Source organism: Carnobacterium sp. CP1, assembly GCF_001483965.1.
GTDB classification, from domain to species: Bacteria; Bacillota; Bacilli; order Lactobacillales; family Carnobacteriaceae; genus Carnobacterium_A; species Carnobacterium_A antarcticum.
Genome location: NZ_CP010796.1, coordinates 2355864 through 2370956 on the forward strand (window position 1 = coordinate 2355864; position 15093 = coordinate 2370956).

Here is a 15093-nt window from a genome sequence, read left to right on the forward strand (position 1 = left end):
AAGTATTGGAGAGAAAATTAAAATAAGCTTGTGCTGTGCATTGGTTGAACGCGCGTGTTCGGATCGATGTAGCTCATTGCGTTGTTGATAGCTGTTGGCGCTTCGCCAAATCCAGTGGCGATCAACTTTATTTTTCCTTCGTATGTGCAAATATCACCTGCTGCATAAATACCGGGCACAGTCGTTTCCATTTTAGTGTTGACCATGATTTCGTTCCGCGTAACGTCAAAGCCCCAATTTTTCATTGGACCAATAGAAGAAGTAAACCCATAATTGACCAAGAAGTCATCAATTTCAAGCGTTTCTGTTTTGTCGCCGCGTACTTCTTTTAAAGTGACGCTGGTTAAGGCCTGGCCTTCACCGTTGACCGATTCTGGGACAAAAGGTGTTTTCAACTCGACACTCGACTGTTCTAATAAAGAAACACTGTGTTCAAGGGCTCTGAATTTATTGCGCCGGTGGATCAAATAAACTTTTTTGGCAATGGGTTCTAACGTTAATGCCCAATCTACTGCTGAATCTCCGCCTCCGCAGATTGCCACGGTCCGGTTTTTAAACCGTTCAATATTATTGACATAATAATGCAGAGTCTTTCCTTCATAATGATCAGCATGTTCAATTTCCAATCTTCTTGGTTGAAATGCGCCGTTCCCTGCAGTAATGATCACCGCTTTCGAGTAGTGGATTGCTTTGTTGGTGGTTAATTCAAATACGCCAGCAGCATTTTTTTTAACATCAATCACTTCTTCTTCTAAACAAATCGATTGTTCAAAGCGCGACATTTGGACAGAAAGGTTATCTACCAATTCCTGTGCGCCAACGACCGGCAAAGCTGCAATGTCGAAAATGTTCTTTTCTGGATACAACATGGACAATTGACCGCCTAGTTGCGGTAAGCTCTCAATGATTTTTACTTTTGCATTGCGCATGCCGCCGTAAAACGCAGCAAACATCCCTGTAGGTCCGCCGCCAATAATAGTGATATCAAAGATTTCATTATTTGTTTCCAAAATGATTCCTCCATAGTAGTAAATCTGTTCAGTAAATTTTGTTAAAGTATAGCATACAAAAGGTTAAGGGGCATGAATGTTTGGTTAATAAAAAAAGACGCTCCTTTTTCTCTAGTAACAAAAGTTAGAGAAAAAGGTCGTCAAGGAATAGGGAAAGAGATTTTTGGGGATCGGTCCAAATCTTTAAAAATGAAAAAACAGTAAAGATTAAAGATTAAAGAAGAATAATATCTCGCGAACCGCAAAAGCAACACCAATGCCAGTCAAAATACCAAAAAAGACTTCAATCGGTTTATGACCTAAATATTCTTTTAAATGACGCTCTTTTTGTTCGTTCTTAACCGTACCGGGTTCTTGTGATAATCTCAGTACCTTGTTGCTAAGGTTTTGAAAATCAAGCATTAAGTGGTTCAAAAGGATTCCTTGTTCGCCGCTTTGTCTCCGAACTCCCATTGAATCAAACATAACAATAACTCCAAATGTACTCGCAATGGCGACAAGCGGAGATGCTACCCCTTCTTGTAACGCTAATGCTGTGATCAACGCTGAAACAGCTGCAGAATGTGAGCTGGGCATTCCGCCAGTAGAAGTGGCAAGCGCCCAAGTCGTTTTTCTCTGTAAGAAGAAAGCAATGGGAACTTTGATTAATTGGGCAAAGACAATAGCTGTCAATGCAGCGATAAGGGGAAAATTAGATAAAATTACCATAGCATACCATCCTTTAAAAAATTAAACAGTTATTTCTTTTATCATACCACGAAAAGAAAGATATCTTATTAAAAAGATTTTTGGGTTTAAAAATGAGCCAATCAAGAGCTGTTTTGCGAAGAAAAGTAAGAAACTTCTTCATATTAATTAAAATCATAGCAAATTTGTTCTGATTTGAGTATGATTATCAAGTAAGTAAAAAAGAGGAGGATATTATATGACACAATTGCCACAATTATCAGCAGAAGTAGCTGGAAATGAAAAAACAGCAACAATTAAGACCAACATGGGTGATATCAAAGTTAAACTTTTTCCGGAAATCGCACCAAAAACAGTTGAAAACTTTATCGGTTTAGCTGAAAAAGGTTATTACAACGGGGTTGTTTTCCACCGTGTTATTCCTGAATTCATGATTCAAGGCGGAGACCCGACAGGAACTGGAATGGGCGGAGAAAGCCTGTGGGGAGAATCATTCGAAGACGAATTCTCAAAAGACGTTTTTAACCTGAATGGCGCTCTTTCAATGGCCAACGCTGGCCCTGGTACGAACGGCAGTCAATTCTTTATTGTAACAGCTCCAACAACTCCAGCTAATATGCTAAGTCAAATGGAATCAGCAGGATATCCGGCTGAAGCAATCGAAGCTTACAAAGAAAACGGCGGAACTCCTTGGTTGGACTTCAAACACACTGTTTTTGGACATGTGATTGAAGGTATGAACGTAGTAAACGAAATTCAAAATGTTAGACGCGATGCACAAGACAAACCGGTCCACGGTGTTATTATCGAATCGGTTGAAATTGCTTAAAGAATGATCCGGATGCCCAACACAAACAGTGTTGGGTATTTTTGTTGATAAAATGTTTGAAAACGCACACAATCTAAAGGGTCTATGCTACAATAAAAAGGAAAATGAAATGAAGAAGGGGATGTGCAAGATGATATACGGTGCAATTGAAGCGGGAGGCACAAAATTTGTTTGTGCAGTGAGCGATGAAAAATTTGATATTAAAGAACGGGTGAGTATACCAACGACCACCCCTCAAGAAACGTTGGAACAAGTTTTTGATTTCTTTGATCAATACGATTTATCGGCGATTGGCATTGGTTCATTTGGCCCAATTGATGTAAATACTGATTCCTCTACATACGGCTATGTGACCACTACCCCAAAAACCGCTTGGAAAAATTATGATTTTTTGGGAGCTATTAAAGAGCGTTATGCTATTCCAGTTGGTTGGACAACTGATGTGAATGCTGCTGCACTCGGGGAATTAAGAAAAGGAGCTGCTCTGGGGCTGTCTAGTTGTGTCTACTTAACCGTTGGTACCGGTATTGGCGGAGGAGCTGTTGTGAATGGCGAATTATTGACAGGATATGGACATCCAGAAATGGGACATATGATGGTGCGTTTGCATCCAGATGAAACATTCGCGGGTTTTTGTCCATACCATGGCAATTGTTTAGAAGGCATTGCAGCTGGTCCAGCCATTGAAAAGCGCTATGGTAAAAAAGGACATGAATTGGCCGATGAACAGCACGTTTGGGAAATGGAAGCTTATTATTTGGCCCAAGCCTTAATGAACTATACGTTAGTGTTGAGCCCAGAGCGAATCGTATTAGGCGGAGGCGTGATGAAACAAAAACAACTTTTTTCATTGGTTCGTCAAGAGTTTGAAAAACTGATGGCGGGTTATATTGAATTGCCGCCTTTAGAAGAATATATCGCGGGCCCGGCTTTAGGCGATAATGCTGGGATTACCGGAAGTTTATTATTAGCTGCCGAACAAGTAAAATAAGAATAATCAAAAAGACCTTTTCCAGAATGAATGGAGAAAGGTCTTTTTTTGTTTTAATGTGGCTGCTCGAAAGCATACTTGATACGCTTCAATCCTTCTTCAATAAGAGATTGAGGTGCAGCAAAGTTTAAACGCATATAGTTAGAGCCAGCCGGACCGTAAGCAGCTCCGGCGTTTAAACCGATTTTGCCGACTTTTGCAAAATGATCGGCTAATTCAGCATCGGTCATGCCTAAAGTAGAACAGTCAAACCAGAACAAGTAAGTGCCCTCTGGTTTCATGTATCTCACTTGAGGCAATTCCTTATCAAAAAATGTGCAAATAAGTTCTAAGTTAGCGCTGAGGTACTGCATCAGGTCGCTGAGCCAAGGTCCCCCTTCAGAGAAGGCAGCTTCTGTTCCGACATAGCCAAAAGTATTCAAGGCGCTTTGCTCGATTTTATTTTGCGCTTGAATGAACTGGTCACGAAGCTTAGGATTTTGAACAAATACCATGGATAGTTTGATTCCTGCTAAATTAAATGTTTTCGTAGCTGCCGAAAGTGTCAGTACAAAATCTTGGTAACTAGAATCTAAGGTTACTAATGAAGTAAAAGATTCTGGCTGAAAAACTAAATCACCGTGAATTTCATCACTGATCATTAAAACGCCATGTTTTTTACACAGCTCTGCTAATTGAGTCAATTCTTTTTTTGACCAGACACGACCACCGGGATTTTGGGGATTACAGAGAATGAACAGTTTTACTTGTTGGTCGACCATCTTTTTCTCTATATCAGCAAAATCCATTTTAAATTGATTGTCCTGAATGGTTAAAGTAGACGAAATGCATTTGCGTTGATTTAATTCAATCATATTTGAAAAAGGCGTATAGACAGGGTCGTGAATCATGACGGCATCGTTCACTTGAGTAAACGTTTGAATGATCAACCCGATACTAGGTACAACACCGGGAGAGAATAAGATATCTTCTTTGGCTAAGATCATTTGATGGCGTTCTTTTTGCCAATGGATAATAGCTTCATATAATGAATCAGGAGGCATCATGTATCCTAGCACATGATTATCAAGTATTTTTCTTAAAGCTGCTAAAACCGGTTCTGGGTTTTCAAAGTCCATATCGGCAACCCACATCGGCAATACATCTTCGGAACCAAATAGTTTTTCCAAGCTGCCCCATTTAACGCTAAACGGGTTCTTGCGATCAATCACTTCATCAAAATGATGATTCATACAAACACATCCTTTTCAAAATAAATAATTAGCATTTATCAACATATTCAGTATACGTGAAACAATGTTTCTTGCCAATTATTGACGTGAAGCGCTCACGAAACCAGACGTTGAAAATTGTGCAGTTAATGAAAGCGAATACTATTTTCATAAGCTTTCCGGTTATGATACAATCATGATATAATATAGTTGAAACCATACGACAGTAGAAAGGTGATGAGGTGGATAAATGGATTACAAAATCGGAATGATTGTTAAAGGCAAAGTAACCGGCATCCAACCTTACGGCGCATTTGTTTCATTAGATAAAGAGACACAAGGGCTGATCCACATTTCAGAGTGCAGACATGGGTACGTAAAAAATTTAGACGAGATTCTGACTGTCGGAGATGAAATGGATGTCATGATCTTGGATATCGATGAATACACAAAAAAAATCAGTTTGTCGTTAAGAACGTTGGAAGAAAAAAGCAATTTTCATTATCATTCTAAAAAAAGAAGGTATCGTCAAGAAAAAATGGGGCAGATTGGATTTAAAACCATTCATGATTTAATGCCGCAATGGATTCAAGAAGCAAAAGCAGATGAAGAAAAACGTTTCAGCTAAAAAAGGTTTCTTTTTGTAATCTATACCTGGAGAACTTAACTTTATGATATCTAAACTTAAAAATTTAAGTGTGAGGTGCTTGAAAAATGACAGAAAAACAATGGGTAGCCGGAACCGTAATGGCTCACAACCCGGAAGGTAAATATGTGTTTTTGGTAAAAAAAGAAAACGACAAATTCTCCTTTCCTTCAACTCAAATTCTTAGCGAACAAACAGGACTAGCTTGTATTCTAGAAGAACTAAAGAAAAAGCTAGCCATCGACATCCATTCATTAAATCTGTTTGAATTAACCAATGCTGTCGTTGATGGTACCAATGTGCCTTTGTTTGTATTCGAAATACCAGATGCTACTATTCAATTAACTGATGTATTAAAAAGCGACTTGCCGCTTCTTTCATGGGAAAAATCTGGTGTGCTGATAGAGACATTAGAAAACTGGAAGATATCGGGAGTACCGCAATTCTAATCAAAAAAGACCCGAACAGTATTTCTCACCATGAAATACTGTTTTTCTCTTGCATTTTTAATCTAAAACTACTAAAGTTAAGTCTGAACGGAAGCAATGAAGGTGGATTCACAAAAACAGAATGATGGAGGGATTTACATGGGACATATCAAATTTGATTATTCAAAAATCGAAAAATTTATTCAGCCGCATGAAATTTCAAATCTGCAACAGCAAGTGTCTGCAGCAGATGAAATGTTGCGTAAAGGCACAGGAGCTGGAAGCGACTACTTAGGGTGGATTGATTTGCCTAAAAATTACGATAAAGAAGAATTTGCTCGCATTAAAACAGCAGCGGAAAAAATCCAAAGCGATTCTGAAGTATTGGTTGTTATTGGAATAGGCGGATCGTATCTAGGCGCGAAAGCAGCTTTAGATTTTCTGAACCACTCATTTTATAATTTACTTAATAAAGAAGAACGTAAAGCTCCACAAATTTTCTTTGCAGGAAACAGTATCAGTTCGTCTTACTTAAGCGATTTGATCGAAGTGATCGGAGACCGTGACTTCTCAGTCAACATTATTTCAAAATCTGGTACAACTACAGAACCAGCAATAGCATTCCGTGTCTTTAAAGAATTATTAGAGAAGAAATACGGTGCAGCTGAAGCTAAAAAACGTATTTATGCGACAACGGATAAAGCAAAAGGAGCTTTAAAAGAAGAAGCGATGGCACAAGGCTACGAATCTTTCATTATTCCTGATGATATTGGGGGACGATTCTCTGTATTGACTGCAGTTGGTCTATTGCCTATCGCAGCAAGCGGAGCAGACATTGACGCATTGATGCAAGGCGCAGCAGATGCAGCAGGTGCATACAGCAGTGATAAATTAGAAGAAAATGAAGCTTATCAATATGCAGCGATTCGTAATGCACTTTACCGTAAAGGCAAAGTAACCGAAATATTGGTTAATTACGAACCTAACTTACAATATTTCTCTGAATGGTGGAAACAACTATTTGGCGAGTCTGAAGGGAAAGACCAAAAAGGCATTTTCCCAGCAAGTGCTAATTTCTCTACTGATTTGCATTCGATTGGACAATCTATTCAAGATGGACAACGAAATATTTTTGAAACGATCATTAAAGTAGACAAAGCTAAACACACAGTACTTATTCCAACTACTGAAGAAGATTTAGACGGATTAGGTTACTTACAAGGTAAAGAAATTGATTTTGTTAATACGAAAGCATTTGAAGGTACGTTATTAGCTCATACAGATGGGAACGTTCCGAATCTTTTAGTAACGATTCCTGAAACAGATGCTTATACACTAGGTTACCTAATGTACTTCTTTGAAATTGCCGTTGGGGTTTCGGGTTATCTAAATGGCGTAAATCCATTTGACCAACCAGGAGTAGAAGCTTATAAGAAGAACATGTTTGCTTTATTAGGCAAACCTGGATTTGAAGACTTAGCAAAAGAATTAAACGCACGTCTGTAATCGATCATAGAAAATTAGATTAAATGAGGAATCGTTCAGGCAAATAGAGCATTAAGTTTGATGATAAGGTTGATCCTGTTGTCAAAATTGAGACTTTCATTTGCAAGAGCGATTTTTCTTCTTTATCTTATAGAAGAAAGAAGGAATAATGTGAGCGGAAAAATAGAACTTCATCAAGCAGAAAGCAAAGACGGAGCACTAATAAACAGTATATTGGTTCAGACGGTCCAATGGCTGCAATCTCGTGGATCGACACAATGGTCGGGTATTTTAGAAGGGAAAGATAACCACAACACTTCAGAGGCAATAGAACGTGGAGAAGTATTTTATGTGACAATAGAACATCAACCAGTAGGTATGTTTATTTTATGGGATCAACAAAGTGAATGGGATGCTGCTTTATGGAAAGAAAATCCAACGACGGATTATAGCTATCTACACCGTTTAACGATCGTACGTGAGTTCGCGGGCCAAGGAGTTTCGGAATTGTTATTGAAAGAAGCTAAAGCTTGTGCAAAAGCAATGGGGAAAAAAGCTGTTCGATTAGATTGTATTGCTGATAATCCACATTTAAATAAACTGTATCAACATGCAGGGTTTAGTTATAAAGGACAAGCTAAAGAAATCGAGGCAGATGGTCATAAAACAAATTTTAATCTCTACCAATTTGATATAAATTAAAAAACGAACGATAGTGAAATCTGATTGTATATAAATGCGGTTTATCCGAATGTTGGATGGTATAAAACATATATAGTTGAGTGAAATCGTTAGAATGTACGGTTTATAAAAGAAATGTAAAAAAAAGATACTTTTCTATTGACCAGCAAGAGGAAACTTGTTATATTAATACATGTTGTTACGCTATTGCGGCTGACACAACTAACAGATAATAAAACAAGCAAAGAAAAATCAAAAATATGCTTGACAGTCTGTAGAGAAACATGATATTATATTGAAGTCGTCAAGAAGACGGCGAAAATAATGTTGAATAAATATACAAAACAAAAAATATTTATTTAAAAAATTTGTTGACAAACAAATCAGCTTCTGGTAATATTTAGAAGTTGTCAAAACGGCAACGCAACCAAATTAGACCTTTGAAAACTGAACAAAGCAAAACGAACCAAATGTGTAAGGTGGTTTAACCAAGGGTTAAACCAACAGAAACAAAGTGAATAATTATTCGCTAGCAAGTCAATTAATGAGCTTCAAGCATCATTAAAAGGGTGAAGTCCTAACGGACAAAGCCAACTTTTATGAGAGTTTGATCCTGGCTCAGGACGAACGCTGGCGGCATGCCTAATACATGCAAGTCGAACGCTTCTTTTCTACCGGGTGCTTGCACCCACCAGAGAAGAAGAGTGGCGGACGGGTGAGTAACACGTGGGTAACCTGCCCATAAGTGGGGGATAACAGCCGGAAACGGCTGCTAATACCGCATAATTCCAGTGATCTCCTGATCGTTGGATGAAAGGTGGCTTCGGCTACCGCTTATGGATGGACCCGCGGCGTATTAGCTAGTTGGTGAGGTAATGGCTCACCAAGGCAATGATACGTAGCCGACCTGAGAGGGTGATCGGCCACACTGGGACTGAGACACGGCCCAGACTCCTACGGGAGGCAGCAGTAGGGAATCTTCCGCAATGGACGAAAGTCTGACGGAGCAATGCCGCGTGAGTGAAGAAGGTTTTCGGATCGTAAAACTCTGTTGTTAGAGAAGAACAAGGATGAGAGTAACTGCTCATCCCCTGACGGTATCTAACCAGAAAGCCACGGCTAACTACGTGCCAGCAGCCGCGGTAATACGTAGGTGGCAAGCGTTGTCCGGATTTATTGGGCGTAAAGCGAGCGCAGGCGGTTCTTTAAGTCTGATGTGAAAGCCCCCAGCTCAACTGGGGAAGGTCATTGGAAACTGGGGAACTTGAGTGCAGAAGAGGAGAGTGGAATTCCACGTGTAGCGGTGAAATGCGTAGATATGTGGAGGAACACCAGTGGCGAAGGCGACTCTCTGGTCTGTAACTGACGCTGAGGCTCGAAAGCGTGGGGAGCAAACAGGATTAGATACCCTGGTAGTCCACGCCGTAAACGATGAGTGCTAAGTGTTGGGGGGTTTCCGCCCCTCAGTGCTGCAGCTAACGCATTAAGCACTCCGCCTGGGGAGTACGGCCGCAAGGCTGAAACTCAAAGGAATTGACGGGGACCCGCACAAGCGGTGGAGCATGTGGTTTAATTCGAAGCAACGCGAAGAACCTTACCAGGTCTTGACATCCTTTGACCACTCTAGAGATAGAGCTTTCCCTTCGGGGACAAAGTGACAGGTGGTGCATGGTTGTCGTCAGCTCGTGTCGTGAGATGTTGGGTTAAGTCCCGCAACGAGCGCAACCCTTATTACTAGTTGCCAGCATTCAGTTGGGCACTCTAGTGAGACTGCCGGTGATAAACCGGAGGAAGGTGGGGATGACGTCAAATCATCATGCCCCTTATGACCTGGGCTACACACGTGCTACAATGGATGGTACAACGAGTCGCAAGACCGCGAGGTCAAGCTAATCTCTTAAAGCCATTCTCAGTTCGGATTGCAGGCTGCAACTCGCCTGCATGAAGCCGGAATCGCTAGTAATCGCGGATCAGAACGCCGCGGTGAATACGTTCCCGGGTCTTGTACACACCGCCCGTCACACCACGAGAGTTTGTAACACCCGAAGTCGGTGAGGTAACCTGCAAAGGAGCCAGCCGCCTAAGGTGGGATAGATAATTGGGGTGAAGTCGTAACAAGGTAGCCGTATCGGAAGGTGCGGCTGGATCACCTCCTTTCTAAGGAATATTACGGAACCTCACACATTCGTTTTGGCTTTGTTCAGTTTTGAGAGGTCTAATCTTCTCAATGCATCAAAAATGTTGTTCTTTGAAAACTGGATAGTGTTTAACAATTGTAACAAAGTAAGAAACCAAGTAAAAACCGCGTTTTATTTTTTACGATTCGCATCAATTGATGTTGGATCGCTATTAACAACGACCATAGGTTAAGTTAATAAGGGCGCACGGTGGATGCCTTGGCACTAGGAGCCGATGAAGGACGGGACTAACGCCGATATGCTTTGGGGAGCTGTAAGTAAGCTGTGATCCAGAGATTTCCGAATGGGGAAACCCAGCACCTTTGATAGGGTGTTACTGCTGACTGAATACATAGGTCCGTAGAGGTAGACGCAGAGAACTGAAACATCTAAGTACCTGCAGGAAGAGAAAGAAAATTCGATTCCCTGAGTAGCGGCGAGCGAAACGGGAAAAGCCCAAACCAGAAAGCTTGCTTTCTGGGGTTGTAGGACTGAACACATAGAGTCATAAATGAACGGTGTAAGAGAAGCGACCTGGAAAGGTCCGCCAAAGAGGGTAAAAGCCCCGTAACTGAAACCCCGTTCACTCTGATCAGTATCCTGAGTACGGCGGAACACGAGAAATTCCGTCGGAATCCGGGAGGACCATCTCCCAAGGCTAAATACTCCCTAGTGACCGATAGTGAACCAGTACCGTGAGGGAAAGGTGAAAAGAACCCCGGAAGGGGAGTGAAACAGCACCTGAAACCGTGTGCTTACAAGTAGTTAGAGCCCGTTAATGGGTGATAGCGTGCCTTTTGTAGAATGAACCGGCGAGTTACGATCCCATGCGAGGTTAAGTCGATGAGACGGAGCCGTAGCGAAAGCGAGTCTGAATAGGGCGAATGAGTATGTGGTCGTAGACCCGAAACCAAGTGATCTACCCATGTCCAGGTTGAAGGTGCGGTAATACGCACTGGAGGACCGAACCCACGTATGTTGAAAAATGCGGGGATGAGGTGTGGGTAGCGGAGAAATTCCAATCGAACTTGGAGATAGCTGGTTCTCTCCGAAATAGCTTTAGGGCTAGCCTCGGAATAAGAATCATGGAGGTAGAGCAACTGTTTGGACTAGGGGCCCTTCTCGGGTTACCGAATTCAGATAAACTCCGAATGCCATTGATTTATATCCGGGAGTCAGACTACGAGTGATAAGATCCGTAGTCGAGAGGGAAACAGCCCAGACCACCAGCTAAGGTCCCAAAGTTTATGTTAAGTGGAAAAGGATGTGGGGTTGCTTAGACAACTAGGATGTTGGCTCAGAAGCAGCCATCATTTAAAGAGTGCGTAATAGCTCACTAGTCGAGTGACCCTGCGCCGAAAATTTACCGGGGCTAAACATAACACCGAAGCTGTGGATAGAACTTAGGTTCTATGGTAGGAGAGCGTTCTAAGGGCGTCGAAGCTAGACCGTGAGGACTGGTGGAGCGCTTAGAAGTGAGAATGCCGGTATGAGTAGCGAAAGACGGGTGAGAATCCCGTCCACCGAATGACTAAGGTTTCCTGGGGAAGGCTCGTCCTCCCAGGGTTAGTCGGGACCTAAGTCGAGGCCGATAGGCGTAGACGATGGATAACAGGTTGAGATTCCTGTACCCGTTTGTTTTGTTTGAGCAATGGAGGGACACAGTAGGCTAAGGAATACGCACTGTTGGATATGTGCGTCCAAGCAACAAGTCTTGAAGCGAGTCAAATGCTTGCTTCTCTAAGGACAAGTTGTGATGGGGAGGGAAATTAAGTACCGAAGTTCCCGATGTCACACTGTCAAGAAAAGCTTCTAGTGAGAAACAAACGGCCCGTACCGCAAACCGACACAGGTAGTCGAGGAGAGAATCCTAAGGTGTGCGAGTGAACTCTCGTTAAGGAACTCGGCAAAATGACCCCGTAACTTCGGGAGAAGGGGTGCTGACCATTTGGTCAGCCGCAGTGAATAGGCCCAAGCAACTGTTTATCAAAAACACAGGTCTCTGCTAAATCGAAAGATGACGTATAGGGGCTGACGCCTGCCCGGTGCTGGAAGGTTAAGAGGATGGGTTAGCTTTCGAGCGAAGCTCAGAATTGAAGCCCCAGTAAACGGCGGCCGTAACTATAACGGTCCTAAGGTAGCGAAATTCCTTGTCGGGTAAGTTCCGACCCGCACGAAAGGCGTAATGATTTGGGCACTGTCTCAACGAGAGACTCGGTGAAATTATAGTACCTGTGAAGATGCAGGTTACCCGCGACAGGACGGAAAGACCCCATGGAGCTTTACTGCAGTTTGATATTGAGTGTTTGTACAGCTTGTACAGGATAGGTAGGAGCCGATGAAACCAGGACGCTAGTCTTGGTGGAGGCGTTGGTGGGATACTACCCTTGCTGTATGACCACTCTAACCCACAGCCATGATCTGGCTGGGAGACAGTGTCTGACGGGCAGTTTGACTGGGGCGGTCGCCTCCTAAAGAGTAACGGAGGCGCCCAAAGGTTCCCTCAGAATGGTTGGAAATCATTCGTAGAGTGTAAAGGCAGAAGGGAGCTTGACTGCGAGACCTACAAGTCGAGCAGGGACGAAAGTCGGGCTTAGTGATCCGGTGGTTCCGCATGGAAGGGCCATCGCTCAACGGATAAAAGCTACCCTGGGGATAACAGGCTTATCTCCCCCAAGAGTCCACATCGACGGGGAGGTTTGGCACCTCGATGTCGGCTCATCGCATCCTGGGGCTGTAGTCGGTCCCAAGGGTTGGGCTGTTCGCCCATTAAAGCGGTACGCGAGCTGGGTTCAGAACGTCGTGAGACAGTTCGGTCCCTATCCGTCGCGGGCGCAGGAAATTTGAGAGGAGCTGTCCTTAGTACGAGAGGACCGGGATGGACACACCGCTGGTGTACCAGTTGTTCTGCCAAGAGCATCGCTGGGTAGCTATGTGTGGACGGGATAAACGCTGAAAGCATCTAAGCGTGAAGCCCCCCTCAAGATGAGATTTCCCATCACGTAAGTGAGTAAGACCCCTGAGAGATGATCAGGTAGATAGGTTGGAAGTGGAAGTACAGCGATGTATGGAGCGGACCAATACTAATCGGTCGAGGACTTAACCAATTTTTTAAACGGTGTCTTGGTTTCGACACGATGTTGCAAAAGAAAAACACTATCCAGTTTTGAGAGAACACCGTTCTCTTGATGAAAAAATGTGCGGTGGTGACGGCAAGAAGGTCACACCTGTTCCCATGCCGAACACAGCAGTTAAGCTTCTTAGCGCCGATGGTAGTGAAGGGTTTCCCTTTGTGAGAGTAGGACGCTGCCGCGCATTGATTCATTAAATTTAATTTATCCCATGGAGGTTTAGCTCAGCTGGGAGAGCATCTGCCTTACAAGCAGAGGGTCAGCGGTTCGATCCCGTTAACCTCCACCATGAGTCATTAGCTCAGTTGGTAGAGCATCTGACTTTTAATCAGAGGGTCGCAGGTTCGAATCCTGCATGACTCATAACTAAACATCTATGATGGATAGTTATGCTACGCTTAGCGGGTGTGGCGGAATTGGCAGACGCACTAGATTTAGGATCTAGCGTCGAGAGACGTGGGGGTTCAAGTCCCTTCACCCGCACCATTTATTCTTTTTACTGTATTAGCCGGCTTAGCTCAGTTGGTAGAGCATCTGATTTGTAATCAGAGGGTCGAGGGTTCAACTCCTTTAGCCGGCACCATTTGCGGAAGTAGTTCAGTGGTAGAACGCCACCTTGCCAAGGTGGAGGTCGCGGGTTCGAACCCCGTCTTCCGCTTACTAGACCAACTAGTAAGCAAGATTTGAAAAAATCATTGCTTGTTCTAAATGCCGGGGTGGCGGAACAGGTAGACGCACAGGACTTAAAATCCTGCGGTGAGTGATCACCGTGCCGGTTCGATTCCGGCCCTCGGCACCATTATTCAGCACCCATAGCTCAATTGGATAGAGTACCTGACTACGAATCAGGCGGTTAGAGGTTCGACTCCTCTTGGGTGCATTCCATTTTACATAATCAAGAATGGAAATACCAGATTTCAACATACGGGAAGTAGCTCAGCTTGGTAGAGCACTTGGTTTGGGACCAAGGGGTCGCAGGTTCGAATCCTGTCTTCCCGATTTAAAATGTTGGGGCCTTAGCTCAGCTGGGAGAGCGCCTGCCTTGCACGCAGGAGGTCAGCGGTTCGATCCCGCTAGGCTCCACTTTTAAGTTTTTAATTATTAGATATTTTGGCGGTGTAGCTCAGCTGGCTAGAGCGTCCGGTTCATACCCGGGAGGTCGGGGGTTCGATCCCCTTCGCCGCTATTACAATTGAAAGAGCTTGGACCTTTAGCTCAGTTGGTTAGAGCAGACGGCTCATAACCGTCCGGTCGCAGGTTCGAGTCCTGCAAGGTCCATTAGTCGTATCTTTTATGATTGATTACCTTGTATACATTATAACGGAGGATTACCCAAGTCTGGCTGAAGGGAACGGTCTTGAAAACCGTCAGGTGTGTAAAAGCACGCAAGAGTTCGAATCTCTTATCCTCCTTATCTTCATTTTTTATTCTTATTATCGCGGGGTGGAGCAGTTGGCAGCTCGTCGGGCTCATAACCCGAAGGTCACAGGTTCAAATCCTGTCCCCGCAATTATTATCATAGAACGCATATGATAAATAAATAGTACAATGCAAAAAAAGGTCTCGTGGTGTAGGGGTTAACATGTCTGCCTGTCACGCAGAAGATCGCGGGTTCGATTCCCGTCGAGACCGTTTTTGCGGGTGTAGTTTAGTGGTAAAACCACAGCCTTCCAAGCTGTTGATGCGAGTTCGATTCTCGTCACCCGCTTTTTTTATGGGCCTATAGCTCAGCTGGTTAGAGCGCACGCCTGATAAGCGTGAGGTCGATGGTTCGAGTCCATTTAGGCCCATTGAAATATATATTTTAGTTATTGGAT

The 15093-nt window shown here is 43.3% G+C and carries 10 protein-coding genes, 16 tRNA genes and 3 rRNA genes; 26 read left to right on the forward strand and 3 right to left on the reverse strand.

Features of this window, described 5'->3' with window-relative positions:
• Positions 1-17: 17 nt before the first annotated feature.
• Positions 18-1010 (reverse strand): NAD(P)/FAD-dependent oxidoreductase, encoded by a 993-nt coding sequence (locus tag NY10_RS11135; protein ID WP_058920020.1) that lies wholly within the window; start codon positions 1008-1010, stop codon positions 18-20.
• Positions 1011-1082: 72 nt separating this feature from the next.
• On the opposite strand from NY10_RS11135, the gene NY10_RS12910 reads away from it, so the two are divergent.
• Positions 1083-1214, forward strand: coding sequence for a hypothetical protein (locus NY10_RS12910; protein ID WP_257721135.1), 132 nt, complete (start codon positions 1083-1085; stop codon positions 1212-1214).
• 3 nt (positions 1215-1217) lie between these two features.
• Here the strand turns inward: NY10_RS12910 and NY10_RS11140 are convergent, their stop codons facing one another.
• On the reverse strand, positions 1218-1718 hold the full coding sequence (locus tag NY10_RS11140; RefSeq protein ID WP_058920021.1) for a divergent PAP2 family protein: 501 nt from the start codon (positions 1716-1718) through the stop codon (positions 1218-1220).
• Positions 1719-1935: 217 nt separating this feature from the next.
• Here NY10_RS11140 and NY10_RS11145 point away from each other — a divergent pair, with 217 nt between their 5' ends.
• Positions 1936-2526, forward strand: a complete 591-nt coding sequence (locus tag NY10_RS11145) for a peptidylprolyl isomerase (protein ID WP_058920022.1) — start codon at positions 1936-1938, stop codon at positions 2524-2526.
• A 130-nt stretch (positions 2527-2656) separates the two neighbouring features.
• Positions 2657-3517: an ROK family protein gene (locus tag NY10_RS11150; protein ID WP_058920023.1), complete on the forward strand. Its 861-nt coding sequence runs from the start codon at positions 2657-2659 to the stop codon at positions 3515-3517.
• Between the two features lie 53 nt (positions 3518-3570).
• On the opposite strand, the gene NY10_RS11155 is transcribed toward NY10_RS11150, so the two are convergent.
• Positions 3571-4749 carry a MalY/PatB family protein gene (locus NY10_RS11155; protein WP_058920024.1) on the reverse strand — a complete coding sequence of 393 codons (1179 nt, stop codon included), beginning with the start codon at positions 4747-4749 and terminating at the stop codon, positions 3571-3573.
• A gap of 229 nt (positions 4750-4978) precedes the next feature.
• Here NY10_RS11155 and NY10_RS11160 point away from each other — a divergent pair, with 229 nt between their 5' ends.
• The 23 genes from NY10_RS11160 (at position 4979) to NY10_RS11270 (ending at position 15066) form a co-directional block, all read left to right on the forward strand.
• A complete protein-coding gene (locus NY10_RS11160) occupies positions 4979-5356 on the forward strand; it encodes a CvfD/Ygs/GSP13 family RNA-binding post-transcriptional regulator (protein ID WP_058920025.1) in 378 nt (125 codons plus the stop codon).
• A gap of 86 nt (positions 5357-5442) precedes the next feature.
• On the forward strand, positions 5443-5823 hold the full coding sequence (locus NY10_RS11165; RefSeq protein WP_058920026.1) for a hypothetical protein: 381 nt from the start codon (positions 5443-5445) through the stop codon (positions 5821-5823).
• A gap of 138 nt (positions 5824-5961) precedes the next feature.
• Positions 5962-7308: a glucose-6-phosphate isomerase gene (locus NY10_RS11170; protein WP_058920027.1), complete on the forward strand. Its 1347-nt coding sequence runs from the start codon at positions 5962-5964 to the stop codon at positions 7306-7308.
• A gap of 150 nt (positions 7309-7458) precedes the next feature.
• Positions 7459-7989 (forward strand): GNAT family N-acetyltransferase, encoded by a 531-nt coding sequence (locus NY10_RS11175; RefSeq protein ID WP_058920028.1) that lies wholly within the window; start codon positions 7459-7461, stop codon positions 7987-7989.
• A 574-nt stretch (positions 7990-8563) separates the two neighbouring features.
• Positions 8564-10125: ribosomal RNA gene (locus NY10_RS11180) — 16S ribosomal RNA — on the forward strand.
• A 207-nt stretch (positions 10126-10332) separates the two neighbouring features.
• A 23S ribosomal RNA gene (locus NY10_RS11185) occupies positions 10333-13252 on the forward strand.
• Positions 13253-13344: 92 nt separating this feature from the next.
• Positions 13345-13460: ribosomal RNA gene (gene rrf / locus NY10_RS11190) — 5S ribosomal RNA — on the forward strand.
• Together the 16S, 23S and 5S rRNA genes with 16 tRNA genes alongside form the textbook arrangement of a ribosomal RNA operon.
• A 29-nt stretch (positions 13461-13489) precedes the next feature.
• Positions 13490-13565, forward strand: a tRNA-Val gene (locus NY10_RS11195).
• Between the two features lies 1 nt (position 13566).
• A tRNA-Lys gene (locus tag NY10_RS11200) sits at positions 13567-13639 on the forward strand.
• Between the two features lie 38 nt (positions 13640-13677).
• Positions 13678-13762, forward strand: a tRNA-Leu gene (locus NY10_RS11205).
• Positions 13763-13783: 21 nt separating this feature from the next.
• Positions 13784-13859, forward strand: a tRNA-Thr gene (locus NY10_RS11210).
• Positions 13860-13862: 3 nt separating this feature from the next.
• Positions 13863-13934, forward strand: a tRNA-Gly gene (locus NY10_RS11215).
• 52 nt (positions 13935-13986) lie between these two features.
• Positions 13987-14075 (forward strand) — tRNA-Leu (locus tag NY10_RS11220).
• Positions 14076-14082: 7 nt separating this feature from the next.
• Positions 14083-14156: transfer RNA gene (locus tag NY10_RS11225), tRNA-Arg, on the forward strand.
• A gap of 45 nt (positions 14157-14201) precedes the next feature.
• A tRNA-Pro gene (locus NY10_RS11230) sits at positions 14202-14275 on the forward strand.
• Positions 14276-14286: 11 nt separating this feature from the next.
• Positions 14287-14359: transfer RNA gene (locus NY10_RS11235), tRNA-Ala, on the forward strand.
• Positions 14360-14388: 29 nt separating this feature from the next.
• Positions 14389-14462 (forward strand) — tRNA-Met (locus NY10_RS11240).
• Positions 14463-14480: 18 nt separating this feature from the next.
• Positions 14481-14554: transfer RNA gene (locus NY10_RS11245), tRNA-Ile, on the forward strand.
• 44 nt (positions 14555-14598) lie between these two features.
• Positions 14599-14688: transfer RNA gene (locus tag NY10_RS11250), tRNA-Ser, on the forward strand.
• A 25-nt stretch (positions 14689-14713) separates the two neighbouring features.
• Positions 14714-14786, forward strand: a tRNA-Met gene (locus tag NY10_RS11255).
• A gap of 49 nt (positions 14787-14835) precedes the next feature.
• Positions 14836-14908: transfer RNA gene (locus NY10_RS11260), tRNA-Asp, on the forward strand.
• A 5-nt stretch (positions 14909-14913) separates the two neighbouring features.
• A tRNA-Gly gene (locus NY10_RS11265) sits at positions 14914-14984 on the forward strand.
• Between the two features lie 8 nt (positions 14985-14992).
• Positions 14993-15066 (forward strand) — tRNA-Ile (locus NY10_RS11270).
• Positions 15067-15093: the final 27 nt, after the last annotated feature.

Bases quoted from the DNA above. Each gene is read 5' to 3' on its own strand.
- NY10_RS11150 (WP_058920023.1), top strand. From the start codon at position 2,657: ATGATATACGGTGCAATTGAAGCGGGAGGCACAAAATTTGTTTGTGCA.
- NY10_RS11170 (WP_058920027.1), top strand. From the start codon at position 5,962: ATGGGACATATCAAATTTGATTATTCAAAAATCGAAAAATTTATTCAG.
- NY10_RS11165 (WP_058920026.1), top strand. From the start codon at position 5,443: ATGACAGAAAAACAATGGGTAGCCGGAACCGTAATGGCTCACAACCCG.
- NY10_RS11155 (WP_058920024.1), bottom strand. From the start codon at position 4,749: ATGAATCATCATTTTGATGAAGTGATTGATCGCAAGAACCCGTTTAGC.
- NY10_RS11140 (WP_058920021.1), bottom strand. From the start codon at position 1,718: ATGGTAATTTTATCTAATTTTCCCCTTATCGCTGCATTGACAGCTATT.
- NY10_RS12910 (WP_257721135.1), top strand. From the start codon at position 1,083: ATGAATGTTTGGTTAATAAAAAAAGACGCTCCTTTTTCTCTAGTAACA.
- NY10_RS11145 (WP_058920022.1), top strand. From the start codon at position 1,936: ATGACACAATTGCCACAATTATCAGCAGAAGTAGCTGGAAATGAAAAA.
- NY10_RS11160 (WP_058920025.1), top strand. From the start codon at position 4,979: ATGGATTACAAAATCGGAATGATTGTTAAAGGCAAAGTAACCGGCATC.